Source organism: Zeimonas arvi (assembly GCF_008039575.1).
GTDB lineage: Bacteria > Pseudomonadota > Gammaproteobacteria > Burkholderiales > Burkholderiaceae_E > Zeimonas > Zeimonas arvi.
Window position 1 is genome coordinate 91,494 of the sequence record NZ_VDUY01000005.1, and the last position, 19,174, is coordinate 110,667.

Consider the following 19,174-nt stretch of genomic DNA (forward strand, 5'->3'; position numbering starts at 1 on the left):
AGGCTCGCCGGCGCGGGCCGACAATCGAACCTGCGGCCTAGTCCGTTCGTCCCGAGGTCGGATCAGCGGCCGGATCGGCAAACGACCCCGCGCTCGCGTCGATCACTGCGTGCCAGACCGAGGCGCGCCCGCCCGCGAGCAGGCCGCGCCCCAGCACCGCGGCCCAGTGATGGGCGCCGCCCCACTCTGCCGCCCAGGCGCGCAAGCGCCGCGTGAACAATTGCAGGTCGTACTCCTCGGTGACGCCGATCGCCCCGTGCACCGCGTGGGCGATGGCGGCGCACTGCAGCGCGTTGGCGCTGGCCACCTGCTTGGCGCAGGCCGCGCGCACCGGGTCGGGCAGCAGGTCGTCGCCATCGAAGGCCAGCTCCGCGCCGATCGTGGCCTGCACCACCAGCTCGGCCATCAAGGCCACCTGCTGCTGCACCGCCTGGAAGCGCCCGATGGGCCGGCCGAACTGCTCGCGCTCGCCGGCATAGCGCACCGTCATCGCCAGCACGCGGCGCATGGCGCCGGCGAGCTGCGCGGCGCGCAACGCGGCGCCCAGGGCGGCAAGCGCATCGCCGGCCATCGATCCGACCGACTCGGGCGGCTCGCGCCACACCATGCGCGAGCGGATCTCGCCGGCCGGGTTGCGCGCGTCGTCGCGCGTCGCGAGCGCGGCGTCGAGCAGGCGCACGCCGCCCTGCGCATCGACGCCGATCACCGTCCCGACCCGGTCGCCCCAGGCCACCGATTCGGCCACCAGCGTGCCGCCGTCGCGCGCCACCCGCGCGAAGCCGGCCGCGCCGGGGAGACTGGCGCCGTCGGCAATGCCAGCGCGCGGCGTGCTCGAATCCGGCAGCGCAGCTCCCGCCGCCGCTGCCAGCGCGTGCGCGGCCAGCGTCTCAACCAGGGGCACCGGCAGGGCGAACTCGCCGACCGCGATCGCCAGCGGCAGGGCGTCGCGCCAGGCGAGCCCTGCGCCAGCGACGGATTCGGGCGCGGTCGCGCGATCCAGCCCCGCCGCCGCCAGCTCGCGCCAGAGGGACTCGACAGGACCAATGCCCCTGCTGGCTGAGGAACCTGCACCCCCGCCGACCGACGCCGCGCGCTCCGCCTGCCGCACCACGCCGGTCCCGCAGTGATCGGCGGCGATCCGCGCCACCGTTTCGGCAATCTGGTCGCGCACGGTCATCGCAGCGCCAGCCCCCGGGCGATCACGCCGCGCAGGATCTCGCGAGTGCCGCCGCGCAGCGAGAAGGTGGGCGACATCTGCGACACGTAGGCCAGCGTGCGCATCAGCACCGCCGGCGGCCGGGCGCCCCTGCCATCGGGCGACTCGGCCAGCAGGTCGGCCAGCGTGGCCGGAATCTCCTGCTCGACCAGCGTGCCCAGGTCCTTGACCAGCGCGGCCGCCAGCATCGGCGACTCGCCCGCGTCGATCCGCGCGGCCACCGCCAGCGACATCGCGCGCAGCGTGACCAGCCTCGCGTAGATCGCGCCCAGCGCCGCGACCTGGGCCGCGGGCGGATCGCCCGACCCACTCGACCCGCGCAGCCAGGCGAACCACTCGTCGACCAGCACCTGCGCGGACAAGAGCCGCTCCGGGCCGCTGCGCTCGAAGGCGAGCTCGGCGTTGGCCTGCGTCCAGCCCTGCCCCTCTTCGCCGATCAGTGCCTCGTCGGACAGCAGCACGTCGTCGAAGAAGACCTCGTTGAAGTGGGCATCGCCGGTCAGGTCGCGGATGCTCCGGACCGTGACGCCGGGCGCCGACAGGTCCACGATCATCTGCGACAGCCCCGCGTGGCGGTCGGCCGCGCTGCCCGAAGTGCGCACCAGGGCGATCATGTACTGCGCGTGATGGGCATTGGTCGTCCAGATCTTGCGGCCGTTCAGGCGCCAGCCCTTGGCCCCGCGAACCGCCCGCGTGCGCACCGAGGCCAGGTCCGAGCCCGCGTTCGGCTCGCTCAGGCCAATGCAGAACCCGATCTCGGCGCGACAGATCTTCGGAAGGTAGAGGCGCTTCTGCGCCTCGGTGCCGAAGCGCGCGATCATCGGGCCGCTCTGCCGGTCGGCGATCCAGTGCATCAGCACCGGCGCCCCGCGCGAGAGCAGTTCCTCGACCAGCACGAAGCGCGCGAACACGCCGCGCCCGCCGCCACCGTACTCGGGCGGCAGCGCCAGCCCGACCCAGCCGCGCTCGGCCAGCGCGCGGCTGAAGGCGGGGTCGTAGCCCAGCCAGGCGCGCGCCCGAACGTCGGCCGGCATGCCGGCCAGCGCCGATTCCACGAAGGCGCGGATCTCGCCGCGCAGCGCTTCGTCGGCAGGCGGAATGCGGGTCAGCGGCAGGGTCAGGGCGTCCATTCCGGCACGATTGTCGCCGGCTTCGACACAGGCCGCGCGGTATCCTTGGGCCATGAGCAGCCGCCTGCTTGTCACATATCAACTCCGCTGCACGCCGGCCGAGGCGCCGGCGCGGGCCCGCGCGCTCGCGATCGAGCAGTCGGTCGAGATGCCGCCCGAGGCCATCGCCGACGAAGCCTTGCGCGCACGGGTGCTGGGCCGGGTGGAGGCCATCGAGCCCGATCCGCAGGACCCGGCGTTGCAGCGCGCCATCCTGTCGCTGTCGGCCGACACCGTCGGCGACGACCCGGTGCAGCTGCTCAACATGTTGTTCGGCAACTGCGCCCTGCAGCCCGACGTGACGCTGGTCGACGCGCAACTGCCCGAGTCGCTGGTCGAGGCGCTGCCGGGCCCGCGCTTCGGCCCGGCCGGCTGGCGCGCCGCGATCGGCCCCTCGGCCGAAGGCCGGCCGCTGTCTTGCACGGCGCTGAAGCCGCAGGGGCTGCCGCCCGACGAACTGGCGCAGCTGGCCTATGCCTTCGCGCGCGCCGGCATCGACGTCATCAAGGACGACCACGGCATCGCCGACCAGGCGGCCGCGCCTTTCGAGAAGCGAGTGAGCGCCGTGCAGCGGGCGGTCGAGCGCGCGAACCGCGAGAAGGCCGCCGGCGGCGATCCCGCGCTGGCCGGGCATCGCAGCCTCTATGCGCCGCACGTGTCGGGCGGACCCGAGCGGCTCGAGCGGCAGCTCGCGATGATGCGCGACGAAGGCGTGGGCGCGGTGCTGGCCTGCCCGATGCTGATCGGGGCGGGCACCTTCACGGGACTGCTGCGCGGGCGCGCCGGCGTGCCGGTCATGGCGCATCCGGCCTTCGCGGGTGGACGCATCGCGCCGGCGCTGCTGCTCGGCCGGCTGTTCCGGCTGTTCGGCGCCGACGCCACGATCTTCCCGAACTGGGGCGGCCGCTTCGCCTTCAGCCGCGGCGAGTGCCTGGCCATCGCAGATGCCGCGCGCGAGCCGCTGGGGCGACACCTGCCCGCGCTGCCGGTGCCGGCCGGCGGCATGCGCGTGGAGCGTTGCCGGGAGATGCTCGATGCCTTCGGCCCCGACACGATGCTGCTGATCGGCGGGGACCTGCTGGCGGCCGGCCCCGCCATGCCCGCGCGGGCGGCGGCCTTCGCCAGCGCGCTGCGCGCCGCGCGCGACAGCGGCGGGGCACGCGCCAAGCCCGCCAGCGGCGACCCGGGCCACCCCGCCGCCGCCTGAGCCCGAACACGAGCACGCACATGAACACGAAAGCCGCGACCCCTCCCGCCTCCGGCGACGCCTCGCCCGCCTCCGGCCCCGTTCGCCGCGCCCTCTCGGACTGCCGCTGGGAGGACGTCGAACTGATGCGCTACAAGGACGACGGCAGCGCCCCCTTTCGCGACGTGACCCGGCAGGTGCTGTTCCAGCTGCCCGGGCTGCACTGCGAATGGCGCTATTTCGAAGTGGCCCCGGGCGGCCACTCCACGCTCGAGTGCCACGCGCATGCGCACGCGGTGATGATCCTGCGGGGCCGCGGTCGCTGCCTGGTGGGCGATCGCGTGTTCGACCTGGGCGAGCGCGACCTGGTCACCGTGCCGCCCGACACCTGGCACCAGTTCCGCGCCGACGCCGACGCGCCGCTCGGATTCCTGTGCCTGGTCAACCGCGAGCGCGACCGGCCGAGGATCCCGGGGCCCGAAGACCTGGCCCGGCTGCGAGCGAAACCCGAAGTCGCCGACTTCATCCGAACCTGATCACATGACCGACCATTTCGCCGACATCGAGGCCCTGCCTCTCGCCGCGCACGAAGGCGCCCCGCTGGTCCAGCGCGCCGGCGGCTTCGTGAAGCTCACGCTGAACCGCCCGGCCGAGCACAACCGGCTGGACCCCGCCGACGTGGACGCGCTGTCCGCGCTGTTCGGCCGACTGGCCGCCGATCCCGCGATGCGCGCGCTGGTGATCACCGGCGCGGGCGACAAGACCTTCAGCTCCGGCTACACGCTGCAGGCGTTGGTCGAGGAGCTCGACGCCCGCTTCGAGCGCATGCTCGACGCGCTCGAGGCGCTGCCCTTCGTGACCATCGCGCAACTCAACGGCAGCGTGTACGGCGGCGCCACCGACATGGCGCTGTGCTGCGACCTGCGCCTGGGCACGCTGGGCCTGAAGATGTTCATGCCGGCCGCCAAGATCGGCCTGCACTACTACCCCGGCGGCCTGCGCCGCTACGTGAGCCGGCTCGGCTTGCCGGCGGCCACCAAGCTGATGCTGACCGCGGCCACCATCGAGTCCGACGAGATGCTTCGCATCGGCTTCATGACCGAGATGCACGCGCGCGAGGCGCTCGCCGCGCGCGTGAACGTGCTGCTCGAGCAGATCGGCCGCAACGAGCCGCGCGTGGTCGCGCAGATGAAGCGGCACATGCACGAACTGGCGCACGCCGGCATCCCCGCAGGGCTGATGGCGCGGATCGAGGCGGACTACCGGGCGAGCGTGAAGTCGGAGGAGCTGGGGGGCAGGTTGGAGACGATGCTCGCCGGCAGGAAGGCCAAGGGCCAGTGAACCGGAGGCGAGCGCCCGCGGCGCCGGGAAGGATTCACAGGAGCAGCCCGGCCACCAACCCCGCCAGCACTGCCCCCGACACGGCGAAGCCAAGGTACAGCACGAACACCGCGCGCCGCGCCGTGGCCCACACCGCGAGCATCGCCGGCAAGCTGGTGATTCCGCCGCCCACCAGGAAGGCCATCGCCGCGCCCGCCGACATGCCCTGGCTCATCAGGCCACCCACGAGCGGCAGCGCGGCGTAGCCGTTCAGGTAGGCGGGGGCGCCGATCGTTGCCGCGCTCAGGATGGTGAGAAACCCGTCACCGCCGACCAGTCCCGCGACCGCATCTGCGGGCAGCCAGGCCAGCATCAGGCTCTCCAGCAGGAACGCGAGCAGCAGCCACTTGCCCAGGAAGAGCGTCTTCGACACGGCGTGGCGGCGAAACGCGGCGGCGCGCGGCGGCTCTTGCCAGAAGCGCCACAGCACGTCGGCCGGGTCGCGAAAACGTTCACCCCGCGCGCGCTGCACCAGCTCGGGCCGCAGCGCATCGCCGACCAGTCCGGCGCGAACCGCCAGCATCGCGCCGAAGCCGCCGAGCATGCCCACTCCGATCGCCGCGCCGGCCTTCGCGAGCGCGAACTCGACGCCGAGCGTGCCTGCGGTGACGAAGAACATGGCCGGATCCATCAACGGCGAGGCGAGCCAGAAGGCCATCACCGGGGCGAGCGGCACGCCCATGGCGAGCAAGGCCGCAACGATGGGGATGACTCCGCAGGAGCAGAACGGCGACAGGGCGCCGGTGGCAGCGGCAACCAGGACCATCCGGATGGCGCGCCCGCGGAAGGCGCGGCCGATCAGGCCGTCGGCGCCCGCCGCGAGCACCCAGGCTGCCGTCAGCGCCGACAGCAGGAGAAAGGGCAGCACCGAGGCAGCCGAGCGCGCCACGAAGACCGCGCTTTCTGCGAGCTGACCGCGATCGAATGCGAGCAGGCCGGCGGCCAGCAGCGCGATCGAGAGCCAGGCCCGATCTGCCCGCCTCAGCGCCTGCCACGGCCTGAGCCACACGGCGTGCGGGCCGGCCGGCCCAGTCATCGTCGTCGGGTTCATGATATCTATTTCCTTAGATTAATAGTGATCTTGTGCGAAAAAAAAGGGCATTCCATCGCCGTCCCGGAAAACGGCCTCAGGCCGCCCGTCCCCTCGGGGCCGACGCGCCGGCGCAGCACTCCGCCATCAGGAACTCGCTCACCCGCCGGACCTGGTCGTAGCGGGCCGTGCAGAGCAGCTCGCGGCCCCTGCGCTCGCGAGCGACCAGCCCCGAATCGGCGAGGGTGCCCAGGTGATGCGCCAGCGTCGACGCGGGAATCCCGACTTCGCGCTGCAGCTCGGTCAGGTTGATGCCCGCCTCGCCCGCACGGATGAGCGCGCGGTAGACCCTGAGGCGCGCGGGGCTGCCGAGCGCCGCGAGCATGCCGGCGGCGGAGATCTCGTCGAGGCGTGACTGCTTCATGGACATCACTATATTTCTAGTTTTTTCGAAATGCAAGCACCATCGAATCCCTGCCGCGCGCTTGGACATCGTCGAGCATCCGCGGTGCGGGTGCGACGATCGTGGCATGAACACACCGGATCGCCGCTTCTTCCTGTCTGCAGGCGTTGCACTGCTCGGCGCCGCCTCGCTCCCGGTGCCCGGCCGCACCCAGGGGCCCGCCCGCGCCGCCATCGCGCCTGCCCGCATCGCCTCCGGCCTCGCGCACCCCTGGGCACTCGCCTTCCTGCCCGACGGCTCCATGCTGGTCACCGAGCGCCCGGGCCGCCTGCGCCGCGTCTTCCCGGACGGCCGCCTCTCGGCACCGATCACGGGCGTGCCCGAGGTCGCCGCCCGGGGCCAGGGCGGCCTGCTCGACGTGGCGCTCGGCCCCGGCTTCGCGACCGACCGCAGCGTGTTCCTGTCGTACTCGCAGCCCACGAAGGACGGCGCGCGCACCGCAGTCGCGCGCGCCACGCTGTCGGCCGACGGCGCCGCGCTGCGCGAGGTGTCGGTGATCTTCGCGCAGAAGCACGCGAGTTCCGGCGGCAACCACTTCGGCTCGCGGCTGGTGTTCGCCCGCGACGGCAACCTGTTCGTGACCACCGGCGACCGCTGGTCCGAGAGCGAGCGCGCTCAGACGCTGGACAACCACTTCGGCAAGATCCTGCGCATCCGCCCCGACGGCAGCGTGCCGCCGGACAATCCCTTCGTGAATCGCGAAGGCGCCTTGCCCGAGATCCACTCCTACGGCCATCGCAACGTGCAGGGCGCGGCGCTGCACCCGGACACCGGCGCGCTGTGGACGCACGAGCACGGCCCGCAGGGCGGCGACGAGGTCAACGTGGAGAAGGCCGGGGCCAACTACGGCTGGCCGGTGATCACTTACGGCAAGCAGTACGTGACGGGTTTCCGGATCGGCGAGGGCACCGAGCGGGCCGACGTGGCGCCGCCGGTGCTGCAGTGGACGCCGTCGATCGCCCCCTCGGGCATGGCCTTCCTGACCAGCGATCGCTACCCGGGCTGGCGCGGCAACCTGTTCGTGGGCTCGCTCAAGTTCCGGATGCTGGTGCGGCTCGAGCTCGGCGGCGCGCGCGTGGCGCGCGAGGAGCGGCTGCTGACCGACTTCTCGGAACGGGTCCGCGACGTGCGGCAGGGACCCGACGGGTTGCTGTACCTGCTGACCGACGCCGACGACGGACAGCTGGTGCGGCTGGACCCGCGCCGCTGACGTTTCAGCGCGAGCGCCTGAACCGGTAGATCGCCTGCGTGGCCCGCAGCGCCGGCAGCCAGCCCACCGGCTCGCCGTCGGCCAGGAAGGCGCGACCGGTGATCACCAGGCCGAGCCGGCGCAGGAAGTCCTCGAAGTCGCGCACGGTGGCCAGGTGCAGGTTCGGCGTGTTGAACCACTCGTAGGGCATCTCGCGCGACACCGGCATGCGCCCGCGCAGGATCGACCAGGCGTGGTACCAGTGGCCGAAGTTCGGGAAGGACACGATGCCCTCGCTGCCCACCTGGCTCATCTCGCGCAGCACCTTCTCGGTCTGGTGGGTGGCCTGGATAGCCATCGACAGCACGACCACGTCGAACTGGTCGTGACCGAACATGCCCAGGCCGGCCTCGATGTCGCGCTGGACCACGTCGACCCCGCGGCGCACGCACGACAGCACCGCCTCGTCGTCGATCTCCACGCCGTAACCGGTACAGCCGCGGGCGGCCTGCAGCCAGGCCATCAATGCGCCGTCGCCGCAGCCGAGGTCGAGCACGCGCGAGCCGGGCGCGATCCACTGCCCGATCACCGCGTGGTCGGGTCGCAGCGCGGTGGCGACGGGCCCCGCGTCGACCGGAATCAGGCCTGCGCTTGCGGCCGAGACGGTCGGCATGGCGGGACTGCCCGATCCGACGCCGGGCATCCTGGGAAACGTCTTCATGCCGCGGCCTCCTGGTGCTGCGGCGCGGGCGAGGCGGCCCCGGCGCCTGCCACGCTGCGCGTGTGGATCCGGTCGAAGTAGGCCGCCACCACCGCCAGGTACTGCGGGTCCTCGAGCAGGAAGGCGTCGTGGCCGTGCGGCGCGTCGATCTCGGCGTAGGTGACCCGCTTGCGTGCCGCCAGCAGCGCCTGCACGATCTCGCGGCTGCGCTCGGGCGCGAAGCGCCAGTCGGTGGTGAACGAGGCCACCAGGAAGTCGGCGGTGGCCGGCGCCAGGGCGGCGGCCAGGTCCCCGCCGTGCGCGAGCGCGGGATCGAAGTAGTCGAGCGCCCGGGTGATCAGCAGGTAGGTGTTGGCGTCGAAGTACTTCGAGAACTTCTCGCCCTGGTAGCGCAGGTAAGACTCGATCTCGAACTCGATGTCGAAGGTGAAGCGGTAGTCGCTGCGCGGCGGCGCGTCCGTTTCCGAAACGCCGCCGGCCGCCAGCTGCGCGGCCAGCGCCTCGGGAGAGGGCCGCAGCGCGCGGCCGAACTTCTCGGCCATCGAGTCGTCGGACAGATAGGTGATGTGGCCGATCATCCGGGCCACCTGCAGTCCGCGCGCCGGCACCACGCCGTGCGCGTAGAAGCGTCCGCCGTGGAAGTCGGGGTCGGTGATGATCGCGCGGCGCGCGACCTCGTTGAAGGCGATGTTCTGCGCCGACAGCTTGGGCGCGGTGGCGATCGCCACGCAGTGCGCCACCCGCCCCGGATACAGCGTCGCCCAGGCCAGCGCCTGCATGCCGCCCAGGCTGCCGCCCATCACCGCGGCGAAGCGCGCGATGCCCAGCTCGTCGGCCAGCCGCGCCTGCGCGTGCACCCAGTCCTCGACGGTGACCACCGGGAAGTCGGGGCCGTAGGGCTCGCCGGTCGCCGGGTTGCGGCTCATCGGACCGGTGGAGCCGAAGCAGCTGCCCAGGTTGTTCACGCAGACGACGAAGAAGCGCCGGGTGTCCACCGGCTTGCCGGGGCCGACCATGTTGTCCCACCAGCCGGCCGTCTTGGGGTCGTCACCGTAGGTGCCCGCCACGTGGTGCGACGCGTTCAGCGCGTGGCAGATCAGCACCGCATTGGAACGCGCGGCGTTCAGCTCGCCGTAGGTCTCGTAGACGAGTTCGTAGCCGGCGATGGCCGCGCCGCTGCGCAAGGCGAGCGGCGCGTCGAAACGCATGCGCTGCGGTGCGACCTGACCGACCGATCCGGGTGCCGACATGGGTGGAGGAATCCTGATGAAGCCAGAAACGAAAAAGCCCGACCGGCTTGCGAGGCGGATCGGGCTTCGGGGAACGGACCCCGCCGCTTTAGCCGCATTTTTAACGCGCCCGCAAGCTGGTCCTCAAATCGGCGCGACAGGGGAAAGGAAGTTACCGAGGGCGAGCTCCGATGTCAAATCGGCGCATCGGCGCGCAGCTTGGCCAGCATCGCCGCCACGCGCGCCGGTTCGTCGGAGGACAGCAGGCGGGAGACCTTCGGCGCGAGCTTCGATGCGTCGGCCCGCAGGATCTCCTGCTTGACGCGCAGCAGGCTCGCCTGGTGCATCGAGAACTGCGTGAGACCCATGCCCAGCAGCAGCCGCGTCGCGCCCCAGTCGCCGGCCATCTCGCCGCACACCGCCACCGGCTTGCCCGCCTTGCGGCCGGCGCGGATCGTCATTGCGATCAGCCTGAGCACCGCCGGATGGAACGGATCGTAGAGCGCGGCGACCTCGTGGTCGGCGCGGTCGATGGCCAGCGTGTACTGGATCAGGTCGTTCGTGCCGATCGACAGGAAGTCGAGCCGGCGCACGAAGAGCCCGGCGGTCAGCGCAGCGGCCGGGATCTCGACCATGCCGCCCACCGGCATCTGCGCATCGAAGGCGATGCGACGCTCGGCGAGCTGCGCGCGCGCCTGGTCGATCAGCTGCAGCGCCTGCTCGATCTCGTGGCCGTGCGCGAGCATGGGGATCAGCAGCCTCACCGGCCCGTGGGCCGAGGCCCGCAGGATCGCGCGCAACTGGGTCAGGAACACCGCCGGCGCGGCCAGGCAGTAGCGGATCGCGCGCCGGCCCAGCGCAGGATTGGGCGACACCGCGCCATGCTCCGAGGCCAGCTCCTTGTCGGCGCCCACGTCGATGGTGCGGACCGTGACCGGCCGGCCCTGCATGCCGAGCACCGCCTCGCGGTAGGCCTCGTACTGCTCGTCCTCGCCGGGCAGCTCGCGCCGGTTCATGAACAGGAACTCGGAGCGGAACAGGCCCACGCCCTCGGCGCCGGCCTCGAGCGCCTGCCCGGCCTCGCCGGGCAGCTCGATGTTCGCGTGCAGCTGGATGGCCTGGCCGTCGAGCGTCGCCGCCGGCACGCGCAACAGCCGGCGCAGGCGGTCGCGCTCGAGCCTGCCCTCGGCCTGCCGGTGCCGGTACTCGGCGAGCACCGCCTCGTCGGGCGCCACGATGACGACGCCGGCCTCGCCGTCGAGGATCAGCCAGTCGTCGTCGCGGATCAGCGCGCTTGCGCTGCCCAGGCCCAGCACCGCCGGCACGTTCATGCTGCGCGCCAGGATCGCCATGTGCGAGGTGGCGCCGCCCAGGTCGATCGCGAAACCCAGCGCCGAGCGCAAGGCCAGCATGTCGGCCGGCGCGATGTCTTCGGCCACGAAGATCGCCGGCTCCGAGGCGGGCATCCCGCGGGCGCGCGAGCCCGACAGGGCGCGCAGCACGCGGTCGGCCACCTGCTCGACATCACGGCCGCGCTCGCTCAGGTATTCGTCCTCGAGCTCGGCGAACTGCGCGGCCAGGTGGCCGGCCTGCGCCGAGATCGCCCACTCGGCATTCCACAGGTGCTCGCGGATCGCGGTGCGCGCCGCGCCCGAGAGCGCCGGGTCGTCGAGGATCATCGCGTGCACGTCGAGCAGCGCGCGCGCCTCGGCCGGCGCGTCGTCGGGCAGGTCCTCGGCCAGTTCCCCGAGCTCGGACTTGACCACCGCGATCGCGGTCTCGAGCCGCTCGATCTCGCTCCAGGCCTGCTCGGGCTGCACGCGATAGCGCAGCACGTCGCGCTGGCGCGACTCCACCACCCGCGCGCGGCTGATGACGATGCCGCCGCCTATCCCGGTGCCGTGCAGGCTGAACATGGCCGCCCTACTCCTCGTCGAAACCGGCTTCGATCAGCTCGCGCAATGCGGCGACCGCCTCGGCCTCGTCGGGCCCGTCGGCCTCGATCTTCAGCGTGCTGCCGCGCGCGGCCGCCAGCATCATCACGCCCATGATGCTCTTGGCGTTGACGCGCCGCGCGTTCTTCGTGAGCCAGACTTCGGCGGCGAACCTTCCCGCCACTGCGCTGACCTTGGCCGAGGGCCGGGCGTGCAGGCCCAGCCGGTTGACGATGACCACTTCGGCCTCGGTCATCGCGCCTCCCGGTCTTCCGGGCGCATCGCGCGGATCGCACCCTTGCCGGTGGCGACCAGCTCCTCGACCACCTCCTCGACCGGCCTGCGCCGCTGGGTGATCGCCTTGAGCAGCATCGGCAAATTCACCCCGGCCACCACGTACACGCGCAGCGGCTGGGCGAGCGTCATCGCGATCCGCGACGGCGTGGCGCCGAAGCAGTCGGTGAACACGATCGCGCCGCTGCCGTCGTTGATGCGCAGGAGCAGGTCGCGCGCCGCCTGGATCGCCGCCTCGGGATCCTCGTCGGGGATCACGTCCAGCGCAGCGAGCTGCGGCGGCAAGCGGCCGAACACGTGGCGCGTGCAGCGGATCAGCGCGGTGCCCAGCGGCTCGTGCGATACGACCATGATGCCGATCATCGCGCGCCCGCCGCCTCCTCGAGCGCGTCGACGAACATCGCGGCCACGCCGAATCCGGTCTGGTCGCGGATCTCCTGGAAGCAGGTGGGGCTGGTCACGTTGATCTCGGTGATGCATTCGCCGATCAGGTCCAGGCCCACCAGCAGCAGCCCGCGCGGCGCCAGCACCTGGGCGACCGCCTCGCCGACCTCGCGATCCTTCGCCGACAGCTCGCGCGCCACGCCACGCCCGCCCGCGGCCAGGTTGCCGCGGAACTCGCCGGTCTTCGGGATGCGGGCCAGGCAGAAGGGCACGACCTTGCCGCCGATCAGCAGCACCCGCTTGTCGCCGTCGGCGATCTCGGGCAGGAAGCGCTGGGCCATCACCGAACGATTGCCGAACTGGTTCAGCGTCTCGATGATGACCGAGAGGTTCGGGTCACCGCGCTCGGCGCGGAAGATCGAGCTGCCGCCCATGCCGTCGAGCAGCTTGAAGACCGCGATGCCATGCTCGTCCACGAAGCCTCGCAGGGCCTGCGCGCTGCGAGTCACCAGCATCGGCGCGGCGAACTGCGGGAACTCGGCGATCGCCAGCTTCTCGTTGTGGCCGCGGATCGCGGTGGGGTCGTTGTAGACCTTCGCCCCCTCGCGCACCGCGTGCTCGAGCAGGTAGGTGGAGTACACGTACTCCATGTCGAAGGGCGGGTCCTTGCGCATCAGCGTGGCGTCGAAGGCCGCCACCGGCTCCTCGGCGGGCTCGCCGAGCGCGTACCAGGCGCGGTCCTTGCCGGTGGGGTCGAGCAGGCGCAGCAGGCGCGCATGAGCCACCGTGCGCCCGCCGGCGAGCGAGAGCTCGTGCTGCTCGCAGACGAAGACCGCGTGGCCGCGCCGGTCGGCCTCGACCATCATCGCGAAGGTCGAGTCCTTGTAGGTGGTGATTTTCTCGAGCGGGTCGAGGATGATCAGGATGCGCATCGATGAGTTTCCCGGCCCGGTTCGGCCATGGCGTCGGTGAAGGATCGGGGATCCGGCGGCATTGGCGCCCGATTGTAGCGCCGGGCCTTTCCGGGCGAGGCGCCACGCCATGGGAAAAGGGGCCCGAGGGCCCCTTCTTCCGTCCATCTTCCGCCGTCCTCGCGCCGGGTGGCGCAGGTCGCGCGCCCGGCGCCCCGGCACTCACCGGCTGTAGGCGGACTCGCCGTGCGAGACGATGTCCAGGCCCTCGCGCTCTTCCTCGTCGGTGACGCGCAGCCCGAGCATCATGTCGACCAGCTTGTAGGCGACCAGCGACACGACGCCCGACCAGAGGATCGTGATGATCACGCCCTTGGCCTGGATCACGACCTGGCCGGCGATCGAGAAGTCCTCGGCGCCCGTGCCGCCCAGCCAGGGCGCGGTGAACACGCCGGTCAGCAGGGCGCCCACGATGCCGCCCACGCCGTGCACGCCGAACACGTCGAGCGCGTCGTCGGCGCCCAGCAGCCGCTTCAGGCCGTTCACGCCCCACAGGCAGACCAGGCCGGCGATCAGGCCGAGCAGGATCGCGCCCATCGGGCCCACGGTGCCGGCGGCCGGGGTGACCGCCACCAGGCCGGCGACCGCGCCCGAGGCGGCGCCCAGCATCGAGGCCTTGCCCTTGGACATGGCTTCGCCGGCGATCCAGGACAGCGTGGCGGCACCGGTGGCCAGCAGCGTGTTGATCACCGCGAGCGCCGCGGTCGAGTTCGCCTCGAGCGCCGAGCCGGCGTTGAAGCCGAACCAGCCCACCCACAGCAGCGAGGCGCCGACCATCGTGAGCGTCAGCGAGTGCGGAGGCATCGCTTCCTTGCCGTAGCCCAGCCGCTTGCCCACCAGGTAGGCGCCCACCAGGCCGGCAACGCCGGCGTTGATGTGCACCACGGTGCCGCCGGCGAAGTCGAGCGCGCCGTCCTTGAACAGCAGGCCCTCGCCGTACCAGACCATGTGCGCCACGGGCAGGTAGCTGAAGGTGAACCAGATCACCGAGAACAGCAGCACCGCCGAGAACCTGATCCGCTCGGCGAAGGCGCCGACGATCAGCGCGCAGGTGATGGCCGCGAAAGTGGCCTGGAAGGCGATGAACACGTACTCGGGGATCTTGATCCCTTCGCTGAAGGTGTCGGCCAGGGAGTCCACGCCCACGCCCTTCAGGAAGATCTTCTCGAAGGAGCCGAAGAACTGGCCGGTGCCGGTGAAGGCCAGGCTGTAGCCGTAGATGGCCCACAGAACCGTGATCAGCGAGAAGACCACGAAGACTTGCATCAGCACCGAGAGCATGTTCTTCGCGCGGACCAGGCCGCCGTAGAACAGCGCCAGGCCGGGAATCGTCATGGCGATGACCAGCACGGTGGCGGTCATCATCCAGGCCACGTCGCCCTTGTTGACCGTGGCTTCCGCCGCGAATGCGGCCGCCGGGGACAGCAGCAGCGCGCCGAGCAGCGCCGGCACGGCAGCCGGCAATCGAGTCAGGAATCTCATCATGTTCTCCTGGGGGTCGTCGAGCGCTCAGAGCGCCTCGTTGCCGGTTTCGCCGGTGCGGATCCGGACGACCTGCTCCACGTCGTAGACGAAGATCTTTCCGTCGCCGATCTTCCCGGTGCGGGCCGAGGCCTCGATCGCTTCGACGGCCTGCTCGACGAGCGCGTCGGCCACGGCCGCCTCGATCTTCACCTTGGGCAGGAAGTCGACGACGTACTCGGCGCCGCGGTACAGCTCGGTGTGGCCCTTCTGCCGGCCGAAGCCCTTGACCTCGGTGACGGTGATGCCCTGCACGCCGATGCCCGACAGCGCCTCGCGCACTTCGTCGAGCTTGAACGGCTTGATGATGGCGGTGATGAGTTTCATCAGGTTCTCCCGCGCGGCCGGCGGCGCCGGCCACGACGATCAGTTTCAGAACGTCTTGCTTGCCGACAGGACCAGCGTGCCCTTGCCCAGGTCGCGGTTGTAGGCGTTGCGGTAGCACTCGCCCAGGTCGCCCTTCGCGTTCGTGTCGACGTAGGCCAGGCCGATGCCGATCCCCGCGACCTCCCTGGTCACGCCCAGCTTCCAGTCGGCGTAGGAGCAGTCGCTCTTGGCGCGGACCTGCGCGCCGCCCACGCTGCCCGAGGGAATCCGCTGGTAGCCCACGTGGGCGACAAGGCCGAAGCCGGAACCCAGATCGAAATTGCCGGTCAGGTCGAGGTAGCCCGCGCCCTTGCTGTCGGCAAAGCCGAAGAGATTGGTGACGGCATGCGAGTACTTCAGCGTCACGTTGTTCCAGGTGGCGGCGGCGTAGACCTCCGTGGTGTGGGGCGAGACGAAGCCGGCGGGATAGGTGCCGGGGTAGTAGTAGCGCAGCACGCCCACGTCGTAGGCGATGCCGCCGGCGCTGCCCTTGTAGCCGCCGTAGAGGTCCATCTCGATGCTGTTGCTGACCGCGCCGGCCCCTGCGTCGGACAGCCAGCTCACGTTCGACGCCCAGGTGCCGAGGTAGATGCCGCTGGCGTGGCCGTAGTCGATGCCGGCCTGGACCGCGGGCTTGCCGTTCGTTTGATCGATGCCGCGGTAACGGTAGTTCGAGACGAGCCCCATGTTCGCGCTCAAGGTATGCGGCGAGGCCTCGGTCGTGCCCTGGGCACCGGCTGCGGCGGGAAAGCCGGCTGCGGAAGCGGCCAGCGCGACTGCGATGAGGGACTTCTTCATGATCGGACTCTCCGTGAATGTTTTTCGGGCCGTGTCGAGACGACTCGAGGGCTTCGAAGCATTTCCCGTGCCAGAAGGGCTTGCGAGGCGTCATGCGGGGCGGCGCAACCCCTTCGCCACTCGCGCGGCAGGCCCTGGCCAGGCTTCACGGGCCAGCGCGGTGCGTGCCCGGGCAGAAAGCCCGCATCGGGATCGCACCATTTCCGTGCATCGCGCGATCGCGCACCGTTTCGATGCGGCCCTCTCACCGAAAGGCCTAGACCGCAGGCCCGAAGCGGCTCGGGTGGATGGCACAAGGCCCGTGCTAGACTCGATTCACCATGTCGAAGCCCACTCCGCAGGCGTTGATCGCCGATCTCCAGGAGCGCCTCGCCGGCCTGCTTCGCAACAGCCCCGCCGGCGATCTCGAGCGCAACCTGCGTGCCGTCCTCGGCCAGACCTTCCAGCGCCTCGACCTGGTCACACGCGACGAATTCGACGCACAGCTCGAGCGCATGGCCCGGCTGCAGGAACGAATCGCCCGCCTCGAACAGGCGCTCGAAGACAAAGCGCGACCGCAAACCTGATTCGCCGGCTGGCGCGCCGGCCGGAGAGCCGGATGTCGCTGGCAGTGGTTCGCAGCAGGGCGCTGGTGGGCATGGCCGCCCCGCCGGTCAGCGTCGAGGTCCACCTGGGCATGGGGCTGCCAGCCTTCCACGTGGTGGGCCTGCCGGAAGCCGAGGTGCGCGAGAGCCGCGAGCGGGTGCGGGCCGCGCTGCTGCACGCCGGCTTCGACTTCCCGAACCGCCGCCTCACCGTCAACCTGGCCCCGGCCGACCTGCCGAAAGACTCGGGGCGCTTCGACCTGCCCATCGCGATGGGCATCCTCGCCGCCAGCGGGCAGCTTCCTGCCGAGTCCCTGAACGGAATCGAGTTCGTCGGCGAGCTGTCACTCACCGGCGAAGTCCGGCCGATCCGCGGCGCCCTTGCCATGGCGGCCGCGGTCTCGCGCGATGCCGGCGCCTGCAGCCTGGCCCTGCCGGCGGCCAACGCCACCGAGGCGGCCCTGGTCGAGGGATTGCGCATCCTGGCCGCCGACACGCTTCCCCGCCTGGTCGGACAACTTCGGGGCGAGGCGCCCTTCGACCGGGTCGACGCTCCTCGGCCGAGGGTCACCGGCGAATGCCATCCTCCGCAGCCCGGCGGGCGCTTGTCCGGATCCGGCCAGCCGCGCGCGAGGAACCATGCGCCGGACTTCTCCGCGGTCAAGGGCCATCGCGCCGCCAAGCGGGCGCTCGAAATCGCGGCGGCGGGATCCCACAGCGTGCTCATGCTCGGTCCGCCCGGCGCCGGCAAGTCGCTGCTCGCCAGCTGCCTGCCGGCGATCCTGCCGCCCATGGACGACCACGAGGCGCTCGAGGCCGCCGCAGTGGCCAGCCTGGTCGGGCGCTTTCACTCACAAGACTGGGGCCGCCGCCCCTTCCGCGCGCCGCACCACAGCGCCTCCACCGCCGCGCTGGTCGGCGGCGGCTCCAATCCTCGCCCCGGCGAGATCAGCCTGGCCCACCGCGGCGTGCTCTTCCTGGACGAGCTCCCCGAGTTCGGCCGGGCCGCTCTCGAGGCGCTGCGCGAGCCGCTCGAAACCGGCCGCATCGCGCTGTCTCGTGCCGCTCGCCAGGTCGAGCTTCCGGCCGACTTCCAGCTGGTCGCGGCCATGAACCCCTGCCCCTGCGGCTATCTCGGCGAAGACCGCTGCCGGTGCAGCCCCGAGCGCGTGCTGCGCTACCAGGCCCGCGTCTCGGGCCCGCTGCTCGATCGCGTGGACATCCAGATCCAGGTTCGTCCAGTCGACGAGCAGGTGCTCACTTCGTGGGCAGCGGGGGAGCCGAGCGAGCGGATCCAGGCCCGCGTTGCCCTGACCCGCGCGCGCCAGGTCGGCAGGCAGGGGGTCGCGAACGCAGCGCTCGATCCGGTCGGCATCGATCGCCACTGTCCGCTCGGCGGCGACGCGCTGGCGCTGCTGCACGGCGCGGCCCGGCGGCTGCGCTGGTCCTCGCGGGCCCTGCATCGGGTGATCAGGCTCGCCCGCACCATTGCCGACCTGGCCGGTCGCGAGAACATCGCGGCAGCCGACGTCGGCGAAGCGATCGGCTACCGGCGCGGCCTGATGCCCGCAACGCCACCGGGCCGGGACGCGGGGCTATCATCGCGCCAGCACCCCCCTCACCAGGCCACGACCCGATGACCGACGCCCAGCGCTCTCAAAGCAGCGAACTGCCGCTGGCAGGCCTTGCCGTGATCGAGCTGCACGCGATCGGGCCGGTGCCTTTCGCGGGCCAGCTGCTGCGCAGCCTGGGCGCCGAGGTCGTCCGCGTGTCCCCGCCCGACGACCCGGGCCTGGGCGTGGCGATGCGGCCCGAGCACGACGTGCTGAACGCCGGCAAGACGACGCTGCACCTGAATCTCAAGGACCCCGACGGCCTCGAGGCCCTGCATGCCCGGCTCGCCCGGGCGGATCTGCTGATCGAAGGCTTCCGCCCCGGCGTGCTCGAGCGCCTGGGCCTGGCGCCGGACACGCTCGCGGCCCGGCACCCGCGCCTTGTGATCGGCCGCCTGTCGGGCTGGGGCAGCACCGGTCCGCTGGCGCCGCGCGCCGGCCACGACATCAACTACCTGGCAATGGCCGGAGTGCTGAATGCGGTGGGCACGGCCGGGCAGCCGCTGCCGCCGCTCAACCTGGTCGCGGACTTCGGCGGCGGCGCCATGCACCTGCTGGTCGGCGTGCTGGCCCGGTTGGTCAGGCGCGGCATCGACGGGCGCGGCGGCGTGGTGGAAACCAGCATCCTGGCCGGCACCGTCGGGCTCACCGGCATGTTCTACGGCCTGCTGGCGGGCGCGGCCTGGAACCTGGGGCGCGAGGCCAACCTGCTCGACGGCGCGCGCCCCTTCTACCGCGTGTACCGCTGCGCCGACGATCGCTTCGTGGCGGTCGGCGCGCTCGAACCGAAGTTCTGGCGCCAGCTGCTGGAACTGCTCGGGCTCGACGGCGAGATCGACCCCGCCGACCAGTACCGCGAGGCCTCGTGGCCGGCCACCGCCGAGCGCCTGGCCCGACGCTTCGGCGAGCGCAGCCGCGACGAATGGGCGGCGCTGGCCGAGCCGGTCGACGCCTGCCTGTCGCCGGTGCTCGACTTCCTCGAGGCCGCCCGGCATCCGCACAACCTTGCGAACCGGCTCTATCGCGCCGAGCCCTTCCCGCAGCCCGGCGCCGTGCTCGACTTCGCTCCGGATCGCTGAGCGGGCGGTCCCGGCTCGGTGCCTGCCCGCTCGCGCCCGATCCCGCC

General features: G+C 71.8%; 20 protein-coding genes and 1 riboswitch. Of the genes, 7 read left to right on the top strand and 13 right to left on the bottom strand.

Features of this window, described 5'->3' with window-relative positions; genetic code table 11:
- Positions 1 to 37 precede the first annotated feature (37 nt).
- Positions 38 to 1,177: an acyl-CoA dehydrogenase family protein gene (locus FHP08_RS12865; protein ID WP_147704885.1), complete on the bottom strand. Its 1,140-nt coding sequence runs from the start codon at positions 1,175 to 1,177 to the stop codon at positions 38 to 40.
- Positions 1,174 to 2,346, bottom strand: a complete 1,173-nt coding sequence (locus tag FHP08_RS12870) for an acyl-CoA dehydrogenase family protein (RefSeq protein ID WP_147704886.1) — start codon at positions 2,344 to 2,346, stop codon at positions 1,174 to 1,176. Before FHP08_RS12870 ends, FHP08_RS12865 begins: the two co-directional genes overlap by 4 nt.
- 52 nt (positions 2,347 to 2,398) lie before the next feature.
- Between FHP08_RS12870 and FHP08_RS12875 the strand changes: the two genes are divergently transcribed.
- From FHP08_RS12875 to FHP08_RS12885, 3 genes are read left to right on the top strand one after another with little or no spacing between them, the layout of a single operon-like run.
- The gene (locus FHP08_RS12875) at positions 2,399 to 3,592 is read left to right on the top strand and encodes a RuBisCO large subunit C-terminal-like domain-containing protein (protein ID WP_147704887.1); all 1,194 of its coding nucleotides are present in this window, start codon (positions 2,399 to 2,401) and stop codon (positions 3,590 to 3,592) included.
- A gap of 20 nt (positions 3,593 to 3,612) precedes the next feature.
- Positions 3,613 to 4,107 carry a cupin domain-containing protein gene (locus tag FHP08_RS12880; protein WP_147704888.1) on the top strand — a complete coding sequence of 165 codons (495 nt, stop codon included), beginning with the start codon at positions 3,613 to 3,615 and terminating at the stop codon, positions 4,105 to 4,107.
- A 4-nt stretch (positions 4,108 to 4,111) separates the two neighbouring features.
- Complete coding sequence (locus FHP08_RS12885) at positions 4,112 to 4,912, top strand: enoyl-CoA hydratase/isomerase family protein (RefSeq protein WP_147704889.1); 801 nt, start codon at positions 4,112 to 4,114, stop codon at positions 4,910 to 4,912.
- 34 nt (positions 4,913 to 4,946) lie between these two features.
- On the opposite strand, the gene FHP08_RS12890 is transcribed toward FHP08_RS12885, so the two are convergent.
- On the bottom strand, positions 4,947 to 6,002 hold the full coding sequence (locus FHP08_RS12890) for a permease (protein WP_222707888.1): 1,056 nt from the start codon (positions 6,000 to 6,002) through the stop codon (positions 4,947 to 4,949).
- Between the two features lie 76 nt (positions 6,003 to 6,078).
- Positions 6,079 to 6,411 (bottom strand): ArsR/SmtB family transcription factor, encoded by a 333-nt coding sequence (locus FHP08_RS12895; RefSeq protein WP_147704890.1) that lies wholly within the window; start codon positions 6,409 to 6,411, stop codon positions 6,079 to 6,081.
- 100 nt (positions 6,412 to 6,511) lie between these two features.
- On the opposite strand from FHP08_RS12895, the gene FHP08_RS12900 reads away from it, so the two are divergent.
- Entirely contained in the window at positions 6,512 to 7,654 is a 1,143-nt protein-coding gene (locus tag FHP08_RS12900) for a PQQ-dependent sugar dehydrogenase (protein ID WP_147704891.1), read from the top strand.
- A 4-nt stretch (positions 7,655 to 7,658) separates the two neighbouring features.
- Here FHP08_RS12900 and metW read toward each other — a convergent pair whose 3' ends face one another.
- From metW to FHP08_RS12945, 9 genes are all read right to left on the bottom strand, one after another.
- Positions 7,659 to 8,276 carry a methionine biosynthesis protein MetW gene (gene metW, locus FHP08_RS12905; RefSeq protein WP_407704035.1) on the bottom strand — a complete coding sequence of 206 codons (618 nt, stop codon included), beginning with the start codon at positions 8,274 to 8,276 and terminating at the stop codon, positions 7,659 to 7,661.
- A gap of 74 nt (positions 8,277 to 8,350) precedes the next feature.
- Positions 8,351 to 9,604 (bottom strand): homoserine O-acetyltransferase MetX, encoded by a 1,254-nt coding sequence (metX, locus tag FHP08_RS12910; protein WP_147704892.1) that lies wholly within the window; start codon positions 9,602 to 9,604, stop codon positions 8,351 to 8,353.
- Between the two features lie 67 nt (positions 9,605 to 9,671).
- A riboswitch (SAM riboswitch) is annotated at positions 9,672 to 9,749 on the bottom strand.
- 28 nt (positions 9,750 to 9,777) lie between these two features.
- Positions 9,778 to 11,499: a phosphoenolpyruvate--protein phosphotransferase gene (gene ptsP / locus FHP08_RS12915; RefSeq protein WP_147704893.1), complete on the bottom strand. Its 1,722-nt coding sequence runs from the start codon at positions 11,497 to 11,499 to the stop codon at positions 9,778 to 9,780.
- 7 nt (positions 11,500 to 11,506) lie between these two features.
- Entirely contained in the window at positions 11,507 to 11,773 is a 267-nt protein-coding gene (locus tag FHP08_RS12920; protein ID WP_147704894.1) for an HPr family phosphocarrier protein, read from the bottom strand.
- The gene (locus tag FHP08_RS12925) at positions 11,770 to 12,174 is read right to left on the bottom strand and encodes a PTS sugar transporter subunit IIA (RefSeq protein WP_147704895.1); all 405 of its coding nucleotides are present in this window, start codon (positions 12,172 to 12,174) and stop codon (positions 11,770 to 11,772) included. The genes FHP08_RS12920 and FHP08_RS12925 overlap by 4 nt, the downstream gene beginning before the upstream one ends.
- Positions 12,171 to 13,127, bottom strand: coding sequence for a glutathione synthase (gene gshB / locus FHP08_RS12930; protein ID WP_147704896.1), 957 nt, complete (start codon positions 13,125 to 13,127; stop codon positions 12,171 to 12,173). Before gshB ends, FHP08_RS12925 begins: the two co-directional genes overlap by 4 nt.
- A gap of 201 nt (positions 13,128 to 13,328) precedes the next feature.
- Positions 13,329 to 14,648, bottom strand: a complete 1,320-nt coding sequence (locus FHP08_RS12935) for an ammonium transporter (RefSeq protein WP_225879127.1) — start codon at positions 14,646 to 14,648, stop codon at positions 13,329 to 13,331.
- 27 nt (positions 14,649 to 14,675) lie between these two features.
- On the bottom strand, positions 14,676 to 15,014 hold the full coding sequence (locus FHP08_RS12940) for a P-II family nitrogen regulator (RefSeq protein WP_147704898.1): 339 nt from the start codon (positions 15,012 to 15,014) through the stop codon (positions 14,676 to 14,678).
- Positions 15,015 to 15,059: 45 nt separating this feature from the next.
- The gene (locus FHP08_RS12945) at positions 15,060 to 15,851 is read right to left on the bottom strand and encodes a TorF family putative porin (protein WP_147704899.1); all 792 of its coding nucleotides are present in this window, start codon (positions 15,849 to 15,851) and stop codon (positions 15,060 to 15,062) included.
- A 320-nt stretch (positions 15,852 to 16,171) separates the two neighbouring features.
- On the opposite strand from FHP08_RS12945, the gene FHP08_RS12950 reads away from it, so the two are divergent.
- From FHP08_RS12950 to FHP08_RS12960, 3 genes are read left to right on the top strand one after another with little or no spacing between them, the layout of a single operon-like run.
- Entirely contained in the window at positions 16,172 to 16,417 is a 246-nt protein-coding gene (locus tag FHP08_RS12950) for an accessory factor UbiK family protein (RefSeq protein WP_147704900.1), read from the top strand.
- A gap of 32 nt (positions 16,418 to 16,449) precedes the next feature.
- Positions 16,450 to 18,075 (top strand): YifB family Mg chelatase-like AAA ATPase, encoded by a 1,626-nt coding sequence (locus FHP08_RS12955; RefSeq protein ID WP_147704901.1) that lies wholly within the window; start codon positions 16,450 to 16,452, stop codon positions 18,073 to 18,075.
- Positions 18,072 to 19,127 (top strand): CaiB/BaiF CoA transferase family protein, encoded by a 1,056-nt coding sequence (locus FHP08_RS12960; RefSeq protein WP_147704902.1) that lies wholly within the window; start codon positions 18,072 to 18,074, stop codon positions 19,125 to 19,127. Before FHP08_RS12955 ends, FHP08_RS12960 begins: the two co-directional genes overlap by 4 nt.
- Positions 19,128 to 19,174 lie beyond the last annotated feature (47 nt).

Bases quoted from the DNA above. Each gene is read 5' to 3' on its own strand.
- FHP08_RS12935 (WP_225879127.1), bottom strand. From the start codon at position 14,648: ATGAGATTCCTGACTCGATTGCCGGCTGCCGTGCCGGCGCTGCTCGGC.
- metX (WP_147704892.1), bottom strand. From the start codon at position 9,604: ATGTCGGCACCCGGATCGGTCGGTCAGGTCGCACCGCAGCGCATGCGT.
- FHP08_RS12895 (WP_147704890.1), bottom strand. From the start codon at position 6,411: ATGTCCATGAAGCAGTCACGCCTCGACGAGATCTCCGCCGCCGGCATG.
- FHP08_RS12880 (WP_147704888.1), top strand. From the start codon at position 3,613: ATGAACACGAAAGCCGCGACCCCTCCCGCCTCCGGCGACGCCTCGCCC.
- FHP08_RS12865 (WP_147704885.1), bottom strand. From the start codon at position 1,177: ATGACCGTGCGCGACCAGATTGCCGAAACGGTGGCGCGGATCGCCGCC.
- FHP08_RS12955 (WP_147704901.1), top strand. From the start codon at position 16,450: ATGTCGCTGGCAGTGGTTCGCAGCAGGGCGCTGGTGGGCATGGCCGCC.
- FHP08_RS12900 (WP_147704891.1), top strand. From the start codon at position 6,512: ATGAACACACCGGATCGCCGCTTCTTCCTGTCTGCAGGCGTTGCACTG.
- FHP08_RS12890 (WP_222707888.1), bottom strand. From the start codon at position 6,002: ATGAACCCGACGACGATGACTGGGCCGGCCGGCCCGCACGCCGTGTGG.
- FHP08_RS12940 (WP_147704898.1), bottom strand. From the start codon at position 15,014: ATGAAACTCATCACCGCCATCATCAAGCCGTTCAAGCTCGACGAAGTG.
- FHP08_RS12945 (WP_147704899.1), bottom strand. From the start codon at position 15,851: ATGAAGAAGTCCCTCATCGCAGTCGCGCTGGCCGCTTCCGCAGCCGGC.
- FHP08_RS12875 (WP_147704887.1), top strand. From the start codon at position 2,399: ATGAGCAGCCGCCTGCTTGTCACATATCAACTCCGCTGCACGCCGGCC.
- FHP08_RS12920 (WP_147704894.1), bottom strand. From the start codon at position 11,773: ATGACCGAGGCCGAAGTGGTCATCGTCAACCGGCTGGGCCTGCACGCC.
- FHP08_RS12870 (WP_147704886.1), bottom strand. From the start codon at position 2,346: ATGGACGCCCTGACCCTGCCGCTGACCCGCATTCCGCCTGCCGACGAA.
- ptsP (WP_147704893.1), bottom strand. From the start codon at position 11,499: ATGTTCAGCCTGCACGGCACCGGGATAGGCGGCGGCATCGTCATCAGC.
- FHP08_RS12950 (WP_147704900.1), top strand. From the start codon at position 16,172: ATGTCGAAGCCCACTCCGCAGGCGTTGATCGCCGATCTCCAGGAGCGC.
- FHP08_RS12885 (WP_147704889.1), top strand. From the start codon at position 4,112: ATGACCGACCATTTCGCCGACATCGAGGCCCTGCCTCTCGCCGCGCAC.
- FHP08_RS12960 (WP_147704902.1), top strand. From the start codon at position 18,072: ATGACCGACGCCCAGCGCTCTCAAAGCAGCGAACTGCCGCTGGCAGGC.
- FHP08_RS12925 (WP_147704895.1), bottom strand. From the start codon at position 12,174: ATGATCGGCATCATGGTCGTATCGCACGAGCCGCTGGGCACCGCGCTG.
- gshB (WP_147704896.1), bottom strand. From the start codon at position 13,127: ATGCGCATCCTGATCATCCTCGACCCGCTCGAGAAAATCACCACCTAC.